This window comes from Aequorivita vitellina, assembly GCF_022008365.1.
GTDB classification, from domain to species: Bacteria; Bacteroidota; Bacteroidia; order Flavobacteriales; family Flavobacteriaceae; genus Aequorivita; species Aequorivita vitellina.
The window spans coordinates 23,357-39,838 of record NZ_JAIRBA010000020.1; the positions used below are offsets into that span (position 1 = coordinate 23,357).

General features: G+C 37.6%; 13 protein-coding genes. 7 read left to right on the forward strand and 6 right to left on the reverse strand.

The window, feature by feature from the left end; all coding sequences use genetic code 11:
* The first annotated feature begins 67 nt into the window (after nucleotides 1–67).
* The 3 genes from K8089_RS10610 to K8089_RS10620 all read left to right on the forward strand — a co-directional run bounded on the left by K8089_RS10610 (nucleotide 68) and on the right by K8089_RS10620 (nucleotide 3,337).
* On the forward strand, nucleotides 68–2,185 hold the full coding sequence (locus K8089_RS10610; protein WP_237603261.1) for a T9SS type A sorting domain-containing protein: 2,118 nt from the start codon (nucleotides 68–70) through the stop codon (nucleotides 2,183–2,185).
* A 283-nt stretch (nucleotides 2,186–2,468) separates the two neighbouring features.
* Nucleotides 2,469–2,897, forward strand: a complete 429-nt coding sequence (locus tag K8089_RS10615; protein WP_237603262.1) for a hypothetical protein — start codon at nucleotides 2,469–2,471, stop codon at nucleotides 2,895–2,897.
* A gap of 92 nt (nucleotides 2,898–2,989) precedes the next feature.
* Nucleotides 2,990–3,337, forward strand: a complete 348-nt coding sequence (locus K8089_RS10620; protein WP_237603263.1) for a hypothetical protein — start codon at nucleotides 2,990–2,992, stop codon at nucleotides 3,335–3,337.
* 93 nt (nucleotides 3,338–3,430) lie between these two features.
* On the opposite strand, the gene hemL is transcribed toward K8089_RS10620, so the two are convergent.
* The 3 genes from hemL to K8089_RS10635 form a co-directional block, all read right to left on the reverse strand.
* Nucleotides 3,431–4,720 (reverse strand): glutamate-1-semialdehyde 2,1-aminomutase, encoded by a 1,290-nt coding sequence (hemL, locus tag K8089_RS10625; protein WP_237603264.1) that lies wholly within the window; start codon nucleotides 4,718–4,720, stop codon nucleotides 3,431–3,433.
* Nucleotides 4,721–4,784: 64 nt separating this feature from the next.
* On the reverse strand, nucleotides 4,785–5,621 hold the full coding sequence (locus K8089_RS10630) for a glucosaminidase domain-containing protein (protein WP_237603265.1): 837 nt from the start codon (nucleotides 5,619–5,621) through the stop codon (nucleotides 4,785–4,787).
* 1 nt (nucleotide 5,622) lies between these two features.
* Nucleotides 5,623–6,546, reverse strand: a complete 924-nt coding sequence (locus tag K8089_RS10635; RefSeq protein WP_237603266.1) for a 1-aminocyclopropane-1-carboxylate deaminase/D-cysteine desulfhydrase — start codon at nucleotides 6,544–6,546, stop codon at nucleotides 5,623–5,625.
* A gap of 190 nt (nucleotides 6,547–6,736) precedes the next feature.
* Between K8089_RS10635 and K8089_RS10640 the strand changes: the two genes are divergently transcribed.
* Entirely contained in the window at nucleotides 6,737–8,062 is a 1,326-nt protein-coding gene (locus K8089_RS10640) for a hypothetical protein (RefSeq protein ID WP_237603267.1), read from the forward strand.
* 244 nt (nucleotides 8,063–8,306) lie between these two features.
* Here K8089_RS10640 and K8089_RS10645 read toward each other — a convergent pair whose 3' ends face one another.
* Nucleotides 8,307–9,071, reverse strand: coding sequence for a hypothetical protein (locus K8089_RS10645; protein WP_237603268.1), 765 nt, complete (start codon nucleotides 9,069–9,071; stop codon nucleotides 8,307–8,309).
* Nucleotides 9,072–9,424: 353 nt separating this feature from the next.
* Between K8089_RS10645 and K8089_RS10650 the strand changes: the two genes are divergently transcribed.
* From K8089_RS10650 to K8089_RS10660, 3 genes are read left to right on the forward strand one after another with little or no spacing between them, the layout of a single operon-like run.
* The gene (locus tag K8089_RS10650) at nucleotides 9,425–9,586 is read left to right on the forward strand and encodes a hypothetical protein (RefSeq protein WP_237603269.1); all 162 of its coding nucleotides are present in this window, start codon (nucleotides 9,425–9,427) and stop codon (nucleotides 9,584–9,586) included.
* A gap of 30 nt (nucleotides 9,587–9,616) precedes the next feature.
* The gene (locus K8089_RS10655; RefSeq protein ID WP_237603270.1) at nucleotides 9,617–11,272 is read left to right on the forward strand and encodes a tetratricopeptide repeat-containing sensor histidine kinase; all 1,656 of its coding nucleotides are present in this window, start codon (nucleotides 9,617–9,619) and stop codon (nucleotides 11,270–11,272) included.
* Nucleotides 11,273–11,275: 3 nt separating this feature from the next.
* The gene (locus tag K8089_RS10660; RefSeq protein ID WP_237603271.1) at nucleotides 11,276–11,941 is read left to right on the forward strand and encodes a response regulator transcription factor; all 666 of its coding nucleotides are present in this window, start codon (nucleotides 11,276–11,278) and stop codon (nucleotides 11,939–11,941) included.
* Between the two features lie 581 nt (nucleotides 11,942–12,522).
* Here the strand turns inward: K8089_RS10660 and K8089_RS10665 are convergent.
* Both K8089_RS10665 and K8089_RS10670 read right to left on the reverse strand, forming a co-directional pair.
* On the reverse strand, nucleotides 12,523–15,015 hold the full coding sequence (locus K8089_RS10665; protein ID WP_237603272.1) for a DUF5686 and carboxypeptidase-like regulatory domain-containing protein: 2,493 nt from the start codon (nucleotides 15,013–15,015) through the stop codon (nucleotides 12,523–12,525).
* Between the two features lie 261 nt (nucleotides 15,016–15,276).
* A complete protein-coding gene (locus tag K8089_RS10670; RefSeq protein ID WP_237603274.1) occupies nucleotides 15,277–16,254 on the reverse strand; it encodes a pyruvate dehydrogenase complex E1 component subunit beta in 978 nt (325 codons plus the stop codon).
* Nucleotides 16,255–16,482 lie beyond the last annotated feature (228 nt).

Consider the following 16,482-nt stretch of genomic DNA (forward strand, 5'->3'; position numbering starts at 1 on the left):
TTTGAATTATAAATCTTTACAACTACTTTTGACTATCTATTCACACATTTCTAACTTAAACTTTTATATGAAAAGACTTCTATTCACTTCGCTAATTTTAGTAGCTTCACAAGTTTTCTTTGCACAAAGCAGTAAAGAAAGTGTCGCCCAGTCATGGATGGACAACAACATGCCCATCAACAAAACAAACCAAAGTTTTGCTTTAAAAAACACACACAACGGACCTTCGGGTGCCACGTTTAGATATCAACATACTGTAAACGGTGTGGAGGTATTTGACTCTTCAGTTGCGGTTCACGTTTCAAATAAAAATCAGGTTACCTATCACGCCAGCACTTATAACAGTGCGGTGGCTACCATAGCCACAACTCCTGCTATTTCTGAAACAGACGCTTTAAATGCAGCAAAAGCCGCCTTAAATATCGAGGGATATATTTCCCAAAAAGAAGTAAAGCTTTACGTCTATAATAAGTTAGGTGGCAGCAAGTTAGTTTACAGAGTAACTACAATGTCTGAATTCCGAATGGGAAATTGGGAAACCATTGTAGACGCCACAACGGGTGCTGTTTTAAGCACAAAGGACATTGCTATTTACCATAAAAAAAATGGTGGGCATAACGCACACACTCCAACTTCAACTACAACGCTTGCTACCGGTACTGCGATGGTTTTTGATCCAGATCCGCTTACCAAAACAGGCAATGTGTATGGCGGAAACTATCAAGACAATGGCGACGCAACAAACCCAGATCTCGATGCTGCAAGAACCGCAGTAACTTTGCTGGACATTCAATTTGACGGCACAAACTACAGACTAAAAGGTCCTTATACCGAAATTGCAGAATTAGGCTCCCCATCTACTGGTTTATTTTTACAACCAACTTCAGATTTCAGCTTTACAAGAGACCAACAAGGTTTTGAAGCCGCAAACTGCTATCACCATATCGATAAGAGTTTCCGATACATCAACGATGACTTAGGAATTCCTTTAGTTTCAATTTATAACGGTGGTGTAGTTCGTTATGACCCACACGGTGCCAATGGCGCAGACAATTCATTTTACAGCGCTGGAAGCCTTCAGTTTGGTGAAGGTGGTATTGACGATGCCGAAGACATGGACGTAGTGCTTCACGAATTAGGTCACGGACTTCACGACTTTGCTACCAACGGAAACCTAAGTCAAGTAAATGGCTTGAGTGAAGGAACTGGCGATTATTGGGCTAATTCATATAAAAGAAGTACCGGTTTTTGGGATATTACAGACCCACAGTATTTCTGGGTATTTGGTTGGGACGGACACAATCCATTTTGGGGTGGCCGCGTTACCAATTACGGGGCTATGTATCCAGGCGGGCTAACCGGTTCAATCCATACCGATGGGCAAATCTGGGCTTCCGTATTGCTTGAAATCTGGGAAATAATTGGAAGAGAAAAAATGGATGCCGCAGTTTGGGAAGGCCTCGCCATGACCAACAGCAATACCAACCAACAAAATGCCGCCATTGCCGTAAGACAAGCTGCTATAGACATGAACTACAGTTGTGCAGAAATTGATGCTTTCACAGATAGGTTTACAGCTCGTGGCTACGTGTTGCCAAATTACGTTTGCGATCCAACTGCTTGTGATATATCTGAAATAGAAACTTCAAACCTTTCTCCGTGTAACGATAATGGCACTCCCACCGATGGTAGTGACGATTTCTTTACAGCAGATGTTACTGTAACTTTCGTCAATCCTCCAGCAACTGGAACCTTAGATTTAACGGGCGACGGAACGGCTTCAGTAGCAACAGCTGGCTTAACCACTTCGCATACATTTGTAGGTGTGGTTTTTGCAGCTGACGGTAGCGCAATTGAACTTACCGCGGCCTTTTCTGATTCTGCAGATTGCAATTTAGAGAATACGAACGCCGGAACAGCCCCCACACCTTGCGTAACTGCAGGAGTTAATGACAACGAATTTTTCGGAGTATCGCTATACCCGAACCCAGCCGATCAGACTATTTCATTGTCTAACCTCACACAACAATATACCGTAGCTATTTACAATATGCTTGGCCAGAAAGTTAAAGAACAAGGTGTAGATGCAACAAATAACAGCATCAATATCCAAGATCTTTCTTTTGGAGTATATGTGTTGAAGTTTAATGATTACAACAAGGTGTTACGCTTCGTTGTAAAATAAATTCTATTAATTTTTAATTTGAAAAGAGCCGCATTGTCGCGGCTCTTTTTTATTAAAATACCCTCCGCAAATTGTCCTCCTTTTTGGCATAAGTGGTCTCGCATCGTTGCAAGAATCGCGGCTGGCAGTATTAATAATTTAAAAATATTGTTTTTTAAAAACCTAAAAAAAGCACTTTTAGGGAACCTGGCTTTTCAGTGAGTTAAGATTGAATTAACACCTCCTAATTAAACCAATCTAAAAATTGAACGTCATAATACTATAAACTATAAAATAATTACAGATGAAAAAAGCAATGATAATTTTTATGGCACTTACCACTTTCGCCATTAGCGCACAAAATAAAAACAACGATAGAAAAGAACATCGCAAGCAGTTACAGGAAAATTTAACCCCTGAACAAAGAGCCGAATTGCACACCAAAAAAATGACGCTAGATTTAAATTTAAACGAAGCGCAACAAATAAAGGTGAACCAAACGCTGCTCGATTTGCAGAAGGACAAACCTAAGCGAACAGAAAGCAGAAAAGAAATGACAGACGCTCAAAAATTTGAAGCAAAATCCGCAATGTTAGATAGACGTATTGCAATGAAAAAAGCGATGAAGGAAATTCTTACCGAGGAACAATTCGCAAAGTGGGAAAAAAAGCAGCAGCACAGACCGCGCCGATTTGGCAATAAAAAAAGATCTGAGAAACGTGGAGAAAAATAATTGAAACTTGAAATATAATTTTTGGCGTAATTATTGTTTCAGATAGATTCAAATTAGTTACATTAGTAACTTCAAATTTAAAAACAACTAAAATGAAAAACCTACTAACAGTATTTGCCTTTGCAGTAACAATGCTTTTGGGTGTTCAAACAACCACCGCACAGCAACTGTCTCAAGACAATGATAGACCAGAGGTAATTGCCAAAACTGAAACTGCCAAAATAACAGAGGCACTTAATTTAAACGGTGATCAAAGTCGCGCTATTTTTAGAGCCTTGGTTGCAAAAGAAGTAAATTATCAAAAGCACGTTAACGGAAAAAACGCAAGCGATGCTACGGTTAAAGCGAATAAGGAAAAATTTGATGCTTCCTTAAATGAAGCGATGAAAAAAACCTTATCTGCCGAACAATATGCCCAATGGGTAAAAATGAATAATTAGTGATTGATTATTAGTAAAAGTAAGACCCTTTCCAATTCTAGAAAGGGTCTTTTTTTTGCATACATTTCTGAATGCTATATTTTGAAGCAGCTTTTAATTTAAAGTTGAAGCAACTTTTTTGCAAGCTGCAATAGTGGCATCTAAATCTTCATAACTTAACGCATCGCAAATAAACCAAGTTTCAAAAGCGCTTGGCGCAATATAAACCCCTTCATCGAGCAACCCGTGGAAAAAGGTTTTAAAATTTTCATTGTTCGCATGCACCGCAGAAGTAAAATCTGTAACAGATTCTTCAGAAAAATGTACCGAAATCATTGAACCCACCCTATTAATAGTAAATTTAACATTTTCAGCAGTAAGCGCCGCTTGCAAACCGTTATGCAAATATTCAGTCTTTTTATTAATTGAATTAAAAACCGCTCGATTTTCATTCAGTTCTTTTAGCATTGCCAGTCCGGCTGCCATTGCCAATGGATTCCCACTTAATGTTCCCGCTTGGTACACGGGGCCTATTGGGGCTAAATAATTCATTATTTCTTCTCGCGCGGCAAATGCGCCAACGGGTAATCCACCACCTATCACTTTTCCAAACGTAACGATATCTGCATCAACTCCAAATAACTCTTGCGCACCACCAGGAGCGAGTCTAAACCCAGTCATTACTTCGTCAAAAATTAAGAGGATATCATTTTTATCGCATAGTTCTCTTAAGCCTTCCAAAAATCCTTCGGCTGGTGGTATACACCCCATGTTTCCTGCCACAGGCTCTAAAATTATACAGGCTATTTCATTTTTATTAGCTTCAATAACCGCTTTCACATGACCCAAATCGTTGTAGGTGGCAAGCAAGGTATCTTTTGCCGTGCCCGCTGTAACGCCAGGACTATTAGGTGCTCCAAAAGTAATCGCACCACTTCCTGCTTGGATTAAAAAAGAATCGCTATGCCCGTGATAACATCCTGCAAACTTTATAATTTTATCTTTTCCGGTAAATCCGCGCGCCAAACGTACCGCACTCATACAAGCTTCGGTCCCACTATTTACAAAACGGATTTTATCAATATTAGGAACCATAGAAACCGCAAGTGCTGCAATTTCAGTTTCAATTTCTGTGGGCATCCCGAATGACGTTCCTTTTTGAGCTTTTTCCACAACTGCGTTTACAACTGGTTCGTGGGCGTGACCCAAAATCATTGGTCCCCAAGAATTAATATAGTCAATTAATTTATTGCCATCAACATCATAGATATAAGCGCCCTTCGCTTTTGCAACAAAAACAGGGTCACCGCCAACAGATTTAAAGGCCCTAACTGGCGAATTAACACCGCCCGGAATAACTTTTTGTGCCTCTCTAAAAAGAGCACTACTTCTTTGGTATTTCATTGTAATTATAATTTATGCTTTTGAAGAATATTTCATTTTAAAACTTTAAATGAAACGAAACTCCCTATCGATTTTTCACCGGATGTAGATACAAAACTTGACCAATAGCCAGATCGTTATTTCTTAAACCATTGTATTGTTTTAAATTTTCAACGGTGAGATTAAATCGTCTGGAAATGCTATAAAGGGTATCGCCTGGCTTAACGGAATACGTGCTTATTTTAGCGTCATCTGGTTGTGCTGTACGTACGCGTTTACCCAAAACTTGGTCGTCATATTGATCTAATCTATAACGTTCAACGATGCTTATAAGTTTATCTGGGTATTTTGGATCTGTTGCGTAACCAGCTTTACGCAAGCCTTTAGCCCATCCTTTGTAATCGTCTTTGCGAAGTTTAAATAAATCTTGATACCGGCTACGTTGCGTTAAAAACAAGGAGTGGTCTCTGTATGAATACTTTGGGTCCTTATATTTTCTAAAACATTCACCGCGCTCGTCATCGTCGTGATACACACTTTCGCCCTCCCAACCTCTATGGCATTTTATGCCGAAATGATTGTTTGCTTTCATTGTAAGTTCGCCTGCACCAGCACCGCTCTCTAAAATGCCTTGTGCGAGTGTGATACTAGCGGGTATTCCGTACTGCAGCATTTCTTCCATGGCTATAGCACTAAATTCATTGATGTAATTAGCAACGCGTTCACTGTACGAAATATTTACTGGCACCGAAACTACGGCAGGCTCTTCAGCCTTTGTGTCCTTTTCATTTACGTTTTGGTTTACCCGCACTACGCGTTCGGTGCGTTGCTTCTTTTTATATTTTGAAGCCGTTTTTTTCGATTTACAACTGCTAAAACAGATAATACATACAAGAAGTAGGGAAATAATTCTGCCAATCATATTATTCAATTAAAGGTAGGTTTTTCTTTTTCAATTTTTGATTCATACCAGCTATGCCCTGCAAACCGCCCGTATGAACGGCAAAAATACAGCTATTTTCTTTGAAATACCCCTTTTTTAGTAGATCCATGATACCGTACATCATTTTTCCAGTATAAACAGGATCAAGAAGAATATTTGTTTTTTCTTTGAATTCATTTATAAAACGAACCAATTCAATATCTATTTTGCCATATCCGCCAAAACAATACGAATCGGTGATTTTAAAATTGGCTTTGGAAGTGTATTTCGCTATTTCAGAAGATTGAAAAATGCCTTTTAAAGCTGAAAAACCTAAAACTTGCTGCCCATCATTTGAAGCCTTTACCAGCCCAGCCATTGTCCCTCCTGTGCCTACCGGAACACAAATACTATCTGCCGAAAAAGCCACTTCACCTAAAATTTCTTCGCATCCTTTTATAGCCAACGCATTTGTTCCGCCCTCGGGTAGCAAATAGAAATCCCCAAATTGATTTTTTAATTCTTCAATAAATTCATTTTCTTCTTTCAATCTATATGCTTGCCGCGAAATAAAATGAAATTGCATTCCGCAATCCTTTGCAAAAGTAAGCGTAGGATTTTTGGCTATTTTACTTTCAAGCTCCTCCCCGCGAATTATACCAATGGTTTTAAAACCCATTTCTTTACCCGCAGCGGCAACGGCTGCAATATGATTGGAAAACGCCCCGCCAAAAGTAAGTAGCGTTTCACAACTCAGTTTTTGTGCAGCCTGTAAATTGTATTTTAACTTTCTGAATTTATTTCCCGAAACAAAAGGATGAATTAAATCTTCACGTTTCACGAATAACCTATACCTCGTTATGCTAAAAAGAGAAAGATCTATTTCAGTGACAGGAATGGGTTTTGCCAACAAAAGGTTTTCCATAGCACAAAGATATTGACAAAATAGCTGAGTTGTAAAAAAATAATTACGAGATAAATTTAGAAGATACAAATGATACAATTTTAACATTTTATTGTTAAAACGTTAAAAAACAGTGCTTTTAACTTATTTTTTATGCACTTTATCGATTTTATGTTGTATCATTGCATACGTATTTCAAATTACTCAAATCATGAAAATACATTTTAACCTACGATCACTTGTTTTTTCTCCCCTGTTTTTAATAGTGTTTACTACCGTTGCACAAGTGGGGATTGGAACCACTAGCCCTGATTCTTCTTCGATATTAGACATAAGCGATCCAACAGGAAGTAAAGGATTGCTCATACCGAGAGTAGCTCTTACAGCTATAAATGAAAGCACTCCAATAGATCCCCAACCCGCTGTAAGTTTATTAGTTTATAATACTGCCACAGCTGGAATTGACCCACATAGAGTTTATCCGGGCTATTATTACTGGAGTGGAACTAGTTGGGTGGCATTAATAGCTTCCGAAAAATGGGATTTACTTGGAAACTCAGGAACAAATCAAAGCAATAATTTTATTGGAACTACTGATGCCCAAGGCCTTACTTTTAGAACTAATAATATTGAGCGAATTAGAGTGGCAAATGGCAATCAGCTACTAGCAATGCAAAATGGTTCCAGCACCCTTCCTTTTTATTCGTGGAATAGTGATTCCGACATGGGAATGTTTAGAATTGGTACAGATAATTTTGGTTTTTCCACAAATAAAATTGAAAGATTACGGCTTAGTGCTTCGGAAGCTGTATTTAATGATCCCGGTAACAATTTTAATTTTAGAATTGAAAGTGACAATCAACCAAATATGTTTTTTGTAAATGGCACTAATAACAGAATTGGGATAAACACCAACGATCCACAAACCGAGTTTCATTTAGCAGGAACTGCTGCAACCGTTAGAATTGACGAACTAAATTCAACAAATAACTCCAATAACGTTTCCGCAGATCCCGCACCAGTTTATGTAAACAATGAAGGAGACCTCACGCTACAACCACCATTAATACAAACTTTTATGCCTGTAAATAACCTCAACTTTTTAGGCAATGGAGTAGCTATTAGCTCTAATAGTGGATCGGGTGTTACGCGCTCGCTGCTAAACTCAACAATTAACCTTACACAAGAATCTCTGGTGCATGTAAACTATCAATTTAGCGTTCAAATCACCATGCCCGATGGAACAACCCCAGTGGTAGATGGCGCTTCCCGATTATATAGATCTTATGTTACCGTAAATGGAAGTTCAAATCAAATTGCCATAGCTACTGGAACCTATACAAACAACCCCACATCTTCCGGGGGTGGAACCTATGCTTCGGGCTATTATTATTTATCTGGTAGTGGCTATATTCAACTCCCTGCGGGCTCGCATTCCATTAACTTATCGGTATTGGGCTTCGGCGGAAATTTTGGGTACCGAATGGTCTTTGGCGAAACGGATATCGAAAACTTTCAAGTGGTTGTGCATCGCTAAAATCAAGATTTTATGTTTACTCAAACATAAGTATTTAAAAAAATTTCGGGTATTAGTTGGGTAAAGAGAGATGCTTCCCTCTCAAAACTGCGTTCGCAATAGATTTATTTTGAGTACTTCGTAAACTTTAAAAATTGACACAAATAACAGCTAAAATTTGTCTCAAAACCATACAAGCCACAAGTATTTATCATCAAAAAGTTTTCCACAGCACAAAAATGCGCTACCTCGGCTTTAATAAAATCTAATTGCAAACATACTTTTCAATAATATATTTGGTAATTGGCCGGAGGGTTTTATTGGTTTCCGGATGAAGACCATAACTCGAAAAATATTCTATTTTTCCCTCCCTATTTTTACCATACCAAAGACGAACGCTGTCGTCTTCATTAAAAAATTGAGTCGCGCAATTTGGAAATAACTTCCTAAAACTCTCAATACGTTCCTCTTTATATACTTTTAAAACGCCAGCTTTCAATTTTTCAGCATCAAACGATGTTTCTATATAGTGCGTTTCCTGCCATTCCATCCATCTTTGTTTGGTAACATAACTATACCCAAAAAAACCAATAAATAACAAAACAGACAAAATAGAAGCAATTAACAATACCTTATTTCTTCCTTTTGTAATTGGCGTGCTATTAGCTGCTTTTGCTTCAACACTTTTATCCTCCGTTCCATAACCTGAAATTGAAGCTTCTTCCTTTTTCAATTCAGGTGCCTTTCCTTCCCTTATTTCAATTAAGTACGCTTTGTAATCTGAATATCCCAAATATTTGGCCATTGCATTCAAAACTTCAGGTCTTGATTGTTGTATATCATCTCCCGAATCTTCTGCCATCGCTTTTTTATAGAATTTTCTCAAACTTTTTTCCCCATAAGGAAATGTTTCCGAAATAACCTCCGATAAACGCATTGCACATCGCGAATCTGATGGTGCAATATTTCCTTCCGCAATTAATTCCTTTCGAGCTGTTTCAAATGCCCTTATTAATAAATCTTTATGCATACTCGCGATTTTTCAACGCTTTTAAATCTACAAAATTGAGTTGGAAAATACTTGGAAAATCTTTTCCAAAACCTTTCCATTCACTTTCCAGCCTTCCTAGTGCAATTATCCTTCATTTGCGTCAGTATTGAAATGCCACCTTGGGTGTAACAAGGTTTACAAAACATTTCTATACAACTACTGGAGCTACAGTGTAATGTAATTGGCCATTTTGAGAAGTAACCTCTTGCCTTACCGCTGTGCTCCACACTTCTCAATTTGGAAGAGTAGTCTTCCCCTTAACGTGTTACTGAAAACTTATCTGGGCGAGTTCCTGGACAGCCACACTTTTAACAACTTTTAAATCAAACAAAATGAAAAAAATAGCTTTTATATCACTCACCGTTTTTCTATACATGAGTATTTTTTCTTGTACGCCCCAAACAATTTCAGAGGAAGTGAAGAGCACACAAGCCTGTTGTGGCGATGTGGGTAATTTTCCACCCCCACCCCCACCACCCGACCAAGGAGGATAAAATTTCCAATTTTGTTAGTACTTTAGAGGAATGAAAAACCTACTCTTTTCACTCCTCTTTTTTTGCCTTCTATTTTCACTGGGAAGCCCAACTACACTGCATGCACAAGCACCTCGTGACACTATTTACAAATACTACAATGCAATAGTATTCCCAAATGGCGAAACAACCATTTCGGAAGGCATTAACTTTTTCACCCAAAAAAAAGAAAAAGATAGTAATCGCCATGACACCATAAGTACTATTCAAGATTTAAGGTTGATTGCACAGGGACAATATAGCGTAGGTAATTTCACCGATAGTGAAATTGCAGTTGTCGAAGCACTAACATTAATTGATAGTTATCCTCATAAAGACACTTTAATAGATGGTAGAAAAGGACTCTATAATCAATTGGGAAACAACTACGGAGAATTAAAGAATTATACGAAAGCCATCGAAGCGTATAACCGGTCACTTAGCTTTTCAAAAACAAAAAAAGATAGCATAACGCTATTAAACAATATAGCGCTAATCTATCGAGCGCAAGACAAATATGAAAAAGCGGCCGAACAACTCGAACTCGCCCGTAAAAAAGTTGAAAAAGATTCCAATTCACTTCAGTTTGCAATGGTGCTAGACAATTTAGGACATATACAGTCCAAATTGGGAAACCCAGACGCTATAATTAATTTAAAGAAAGCCCTAGCAGTTAGAGAAGCCAAAAACAATATGGAAGGAATCTACGCTAGCAATAAGAATTTTGCCCTGTACTATTTTGATAGAAATAACAAAAACCTAGCTACGAATTATGCCAATAAAGCTTACGAAGTTGCAAAAACACTAGAAAGCATCACTTACTTAAAAGACGCACTTTCGCTTTTTGCAATAATGAACGAAGACCCAAAAATTGTTCAATTCAAACAAATTTCAGACAGTATTGCCAAAAAGAAACAGTTAGCAGAAAACAAAAATGCCTTTTTTAAATACAATGTAGCAAACGAGAAAAAGAAAACCTCGGAAGCACTCTTGGCAAGAGAAAAAGAAAAAAATCAAAAACTCATTTTCCTAATTCTAGGGGTCATCATTTTACTAACTTCTATTTATATCTTCTTCGCATTACGAATAAAACATAAAAAGGAAAGAATAGAACAAGTACACAATACCGAGAGCCGAATCTCCAAAAAAGTGCACGATGAAGTAGCGAATGATGTTTACCAATTAATGGCGAAAATTCAAGGAAACACCAACGACGATGAAGCGGTATTAGACGACCTCGAAAAAATTTATAACAAAACCCGCGATATTTCAAACGAAAACAGCGCTATAGAAATAGAAGAAAACTTTAGTGAACAACTCAACGATTTGTTGTTAAACTATCAAACCCAATCTGTATCCATTGTAACCCGTAACATTTCTAAACTGAAATGGGAAAGTATTTCAGAAATTAAAAAAATAACTCTTTATAGAGTCCTGCAGGAGTTAATGACTAATATGAAAAAACACAGTAAAGCCTCTGCAGTAGTACTCGCCTTTCAACAAAACGGAAAAAAATTAAACATTGAATATTCCGATAACGGTGTAGGCTGCACACTAAAAGATAAAAATGGTCTCCAAAATGCGGAAAACCGTATAAAAACATTGAATGGAACTATTATTTTTGATTCACAACCCACTAAAGGGTTCAAAGCTAAAATTACTTTATAAGTTATGTTCAAAAAGGTTTTAATTTCCGAAGACTTGGGCAGCATTAGTAACGGCGTCGTTTCGGTGCTAGAATCCTTGCACATAGACAATATTCATCAAGTGCAATATTGCGACGATGCTTACCTAAAAATTAAACGAGCAAGCCTAGACGAGCGCCCTTTCGATTTGTTGATTACAGATCTTTCGTATAAAGCAGACCACCGCCATCAAAAATATCCATCGGGAGAAGTACTTATTAAAGCGATAAAGCAGGAATATCCTAATATTAAAATAATTACCTATTCCATCGAGGATCGCCCACAAAAAGTACGAACAGTTATGTTAGACTGCATGTCCAATGCCTTCGTTTGCAAAGGCCGAAACGGATTAAAAGAACTAGATGAAGCCATTGCGGCGGTATTGCAAAACAAAACCTATCTATCTCCACAAATTGGCAACGCATTACGGGAAACCTCAACATCCGAAATAGAAGATTACGATATTGAAATTATGAAACTCCTCGCCAACGGACAATCGCAAGAAGAAATCAGTTTAGATTTTAAAGGCAAAAACATTAAGCCAAATAGCTTGAGTGCCATTGAAAAAAAGATAGTTAAGCTTAGAAATCAATTCAATGCCAAAAACACAACCCACCTTATTTCAACAGCCAAAGACCTCGGACTTATTTAAAAGACCATCAATTTCTTCTTAAAAAATAACTCCCGAATAATTCTTTTAAAAAATACCCCATATTACGGTTTCCCGTAAAACAAACCCAACTACTCTCATTAATTTAGCAGAGAATTAACCACGCCATTTGTTCTGGGGAGAATAGAGTTTGGTTAGTTACCATCCCTTGCGGAAAGCTGTGAGGGATGTTTTTTTTTACAACTTTCAATCATTTTACTAAACATAAAGCACGAACAGGTCGCACCCTTCCCAAGTCGCACTCACACAACGCCCTCTACCAAACTCACGCGCCAGTTATCTAATTATCCTTTCAGAAAATTCCTATTCCAACAATACCTTCTATTTTAATGAACCTTTTTTTGTCTTGCCATAATCCAAATAATATAAAAACCCAATAAAACAGGAAGTCGCAATTTATATATAGTATATCTACAGTAACTATATAGTATGTTTATAGTATATCTATAGTATCTTTATAGTAAATATAATATATAGAAAATAGGTGCCAAAAACATAATTCCCCAATAACATTCGCTTAGAAAATGTACGTCATATTTAAAAGATAAAAAAAGTAGAAAAGCTTAGAAACTAAATCCAAAAACCCCCGTAACCCCAAAATCACGGGCATCAATATTGTCTAAATAATTACCGCGGAAATTAAAGTCGAGCCTAAATACCCTGAAGATGTTCCCCACCCCAACGCTCCATTCCCAGTAGATATCTTCGGGCGCTTGGTAAACAATATTTGAAGCATTCAAGTCTATATTTTCTTGCGAAATTGTGCCATATACCGCTCTAAAACCAACTACTTCACGCAAATCTAAATTCCGCAGCACTGGAATTCTGGAAAAAATTCTCCCTCCAAAATTGTGTTGTAAATGAAGCGAGGCATACGTATCGCTCACAAATTCATAATAATCTAACTGGGTGAAAGTATTGTAAAGGCTGAAATAAGTCTGGTTTCCAGGTATCGGATTTATTAGGCTTAATGGTACTGCACCAATGGTTGTACCAATTTCAACAGTAGAAATTAAACGGCCAATTCCGCCAATGTTCCATGGTTGTGTGTAAAGCGCTTGCAATTTTTTATACTCAAAATCGCCACCCATTACATCTTTTAATCCATAACTGTAACTTGCATAAAAAGATGGGAAATCGCCTTCGTTAATTATGGTGCGTTCCACTCCATAACCCGACGTTTTTCTGCCAGGCGTATAAAAAATCCCCACTTGTATCTCGGCCTGTTTTAATTCACTTTTTACATCGCCAGTAAACACGCCATCTTCCAGTACTTTATAATTAATACTAAAAGTTTCAGTCGCCGACTCTAAGGTTCGGTATGAGCCCGTAAGACGAAGTATAAAATTCTTCCAAGGTTCAATGTCAAAACCGATAGTACTTAAATTAATTCGCGAAAGTCTATCGTTTGAGCCTACCGAAAGCAATGATGACGATGCTAAACTCCTTCCTAAAACATCGTTGCTATTAGTTAGGCTAGCACCTGTTTGTTCCACATCGCGACGATTACCCCCAAACACAGTAAGCCTCGATTTTCTATCCAATAACCATTTTCCGGAGATACCATACTTAAACCGGTCGTCTTTAAATCCGTAGGCTCCAAAACCTTCGAGTCGCCAAGGGTCATTTTGCCCAAAATAGGTTCTTCCTCCCAAACGAATACGCATCCCTTCAGCTTCGTTGAATCCAAAAATTGAAAATACCGGACCAACGTCAAAGTTGTTTATTTCATAATAACCACTGGCCAAAGTGGCACCTATATTATATAACGCTTTAAAACGCCCCACGGTTTTAAGTGTGTCCAGCATTTTATAAACTCCCGTTTCGTCTTTGCTTAGTTTTTCCATTCGGTTTTTGTCCCAAAAATCATCGGGACGATTGTAAACTTCATAGTTGTACGGATCTACTTGTTGGGCGTAAAACTTTTTGTCTTTCGGGATGTCGAAAATATAATTATCATACAAAGTAGTGCGCTTGCCATAGACCCCTCGGGCCTCTTCCTTTTTTCTAAAGCTGAAATCGCTCATAAAATAATCACGGGTAATTAGGAAGGTAGAATCGTTTAGCACCTCAAACTCCTGTTCAATATACACATCCCGCACCCAGTTTAGGTTTGCACTTTTACTGGCTTTTAAATTAATTTCCTTAATGGCCCAAGTTGTATCGTTTACCCAAAAATCGCCTTTAAATGTCAATTCATTCTTTCGGCGCGGATAATACACAATATTATAACACCATTTATTGTCGCGATACGCACTGTCGCGCAACACATAATTGTAAACGTCGATACCCGTTTTAGATAGCGGACTTGTAAAAGCTTTATCGAAAAACTTCAAGTAATTATTGTAAACGTCATATTCGCTGTAAAGATCTTTTACAAAGGCAATAAGCGCTTGATTATTATCAAATCCAGAATTTTTATTGCCTTGAAGAACTTCCTTTTCCTGAGCTAATAGATTGTCGCCATACACTTTTGAAGCCGCTTCATTTATAAAAATTGGCAGATATGTATTTCCGGTAACGCTAGATGTATCGGTCTGGTCGAAGATAAATTCCATCCCTTTAAAAATCTTGCTTTTAATTAGTGCACTGTCTATAGTGTTTAAATCGAATTCAAGTTTCTCATATTTATCGTATTGATATTGGTCAAACTTTTTAACGCCGTTCTCCCGCCTATTTTCCCAAATTTTCCGAAGAATATCCAAGGCAGGGTTGTTCTTTTTTGAAGTTTTTCCGGCGTAAACCACCACCTCGTCCAATGCATCGGCACTTTCTTCCAATACAATTTCCATATTATAAGTAGTGCGCGAGGTGAGTTCCACTTCTTTGGTGGTGTAGCCTATAAATGAAAAGATAACTGTGTTGTACGTTTTATTGCTTTCCAAATAAAATCGTCCGTTTTCATCAGAAATTGTTCCCTCCTGCGAATCTTTAAAAATAACGTTGGCAAAAGCAACTGGGTAATCTGTAGCGTCCTTTATTACACCGCTGACCTTGGTTTGTGAATATACCGAAGCACTTAAAATTAAAAATGAAAAAAATAAGAGGTGCTTCATATATAAATGGGACTACGAGTAAAATGAAATGCTAATTGAAAAAGATGAAATCTCAAAAAAAAAAACCAATTCCAAATAGAAAAGAAAGTTCAAAAATGAAAATACGAATGTTCTTTGCAAATAACAAAGTCTGCGCTTCGAGCTCCAATAATTTGTTATTTGAAGCAGACATTATTTATTAACTTTTAGTTTTTGCTTTTTGAAATTTATTTGCTACTCGATGCTCGTTATTTGCGATTTGTGATTTGTGATTTGTGATTTCTACTTATAAAGAACTTTCTTCACAGCCTTAACCACATCTTCACTATTTGGCAACCATTCCTTTAATAATTCTGGTGAATACGGCGCTGGCGTATCTGCTGTATTTATTTTTACAATTGGCGCATCTAAGTAATCAAAAACATTATTCTGAACTTGATATGTAATTTCCGTAGCTACATTACCAAAAGGCCACGCCTCTTCAAGAATTACCAATCTATTGGTTTTCTTTACAGATTCGTAAATTGCTTCGTAATCCAACGGACGTACAGTACGCAAATCAATAATTTCGCATTCAACACCTTCCTTTGCTAATTTTTCGGCCGCTGCATAAGCTTCTTTTATAATTTTTCCAAAAGAAACTATGGTTACATCTGTTCCTTTTCTTTTAATATCTGCAACTCCAATTGGGATTAAATATTCGCCTTCGGGCACTTCCCCTTTATCGCCGTACATCTGCTCACTTTCCATAAATATAACAGGGTCGTTGTCGCGGATGGCACTTTTTAGCAATCCTTTTGCATCCGCAGGATTACTCGGCACAATCACTTTTAAACCCGGACAGTTGGCGTACCAGCTCTCAAAAGCTTGACTGTGCGTCGCTGCAAGTTGCCCTGCAGAAGCCGTTGGTCCACGGAAAACGATGGGAATATTAAACTGCCCACCGCTCATTTGGCGCATTTTGGCAGCATTGTTTATAATTTGATCAATGGCTACAAGCGAAAAGTTAAAAGTCATAAACTCAATGATTGGTCTGTTGCCGTTCATTGCCGAACCTACACCTATTCCTGAAAAACCCATTTCGGAAATGGGGGTGTCTATAATGCGTTTGGCACCAAACTCGTCCAGCATTCCTTTACTGGCTTTGTAAGCACCGTTGTATTCGGCTACTTCTTCACCCATTAAATATATAGTTTCGTCACGGCGCATTTCTTCGCTCATTGCTTCCTGTACAGCTTCTCTGAATTGTAGTGTTTTCATGTGTTCAATTTGAAATATAAAAATCCATTTTTCCGATAGGTTTCGGAATAGGGAAGCAAAAATACTATAAATACTATCTGTTTAGGTATTAATTCATCACTTTTAACCAAAATTTATTATGCGTGCATAACAAAAAAAAGAAATATATTCTTAACTTCGCACACGAGCAAATTGGTTATTTTACAAACCTTAAAATTTGCACAAATTTTACAATCCAAAAACACTTTT

What these genes read in the sequence shown, in the direction of transcription:
- K8089_RS10650 (WP_237603269.1), top strand. Translation starts at nt 9,425, where the DNA reads ATGAAAAAAATAGCTTTTATATCACTCACCGTTTTTCTATACATGAGT.
- hemL (WP_237603264.1), bottom strand. Translation starts at nt 4,720, where the DNA reads ATGAAATACCAAAGAAGTAGTGCTCTTTTTAGAGAGGCACAAAAAGTT.
- K8089_RS10610 (WP_237603261.1), top strand. Translation starts at nt 68, where the DNA reads ATGAAAAGACTTCTATTCACTTCGCTAATTTTAGTAGCTTCACAAGTT.
- K8089_RS10655 (WP_237603270.1), top strand. Translation starts at nt 9,617, where the DNA reads ATGAAAAACCTACTCTTTTCACTCCTCTTTTTTTGCCTTCTATTTTCA.
- K8089_RS10640 (WP_237603267.1), top strand. Translation starts at nt 6,737, where the DNA reads ATGAAAATACATTTTAACCTACGATCACTTGTTTTTTCTCCCCTGTTT.
- K8089_RS10630 (WP_237603265.1), bottom strand. Translation starts at nt 5,621, where the DNA reads ATGATTGGCAGAATTATTTCCCTACTTCTTGTATGTATTATCTGTTTT.
- K8089_RS10620 (WP_237603263.1), top strand. Translation starts at nt 2,990, where the DNA reads ATGAAAAACCTACTAACAGTATTTGCCTTTGCAGTAACAATGCTTTTG.
- K8089_RS10615 (WP_237603262.1), top strand. Translation starts at nt 2,469, where the DNA reads ATGAAAAAAGCAATGATAATTTTTATGGCACTTACCACTTTCGCCATT.
- K8089_RS10665 (WP_237603272.1), bottom strand. Translation starts at nt 15,015, where the DNA reads ATGAAGCACCTCTTATTTTTTTCATTTTTAATTTTAAGTGCTTCGGTA.
- K8089_RS10660 (WP_237603271.1), top strand. Translation starts at nt 11,276, where the DNA reads ATGTTCAAAAAGGTTTTAATTTCCGAAGACTTGGGCAGCATTAGTAAC.
- K8089_RS10635 (WP_237603266.1), bottom strand. Translation starts at nt 6,546, where the DNA reads ATGGAAAACCTTTTGTTGGCAAAACCCATTCCTGTCACTGAAATAGAT.
- K8089_RS10670 (WP_237603274.1), bottom strand. Translation starts at nt 16,254, where the DNA reads ATGAAAACACTACAATTCAGAGAAGCTGTACAGGAAGCAATGAGCGAA.
- K8089_RS10645 (WP_237603268.1), bottom strand. Translation starts at nt 9,071, where the DNA reads ATGCATAAAGATTTATTAATAAGGGCATTTGAAACAGCTCGAAAGGAA.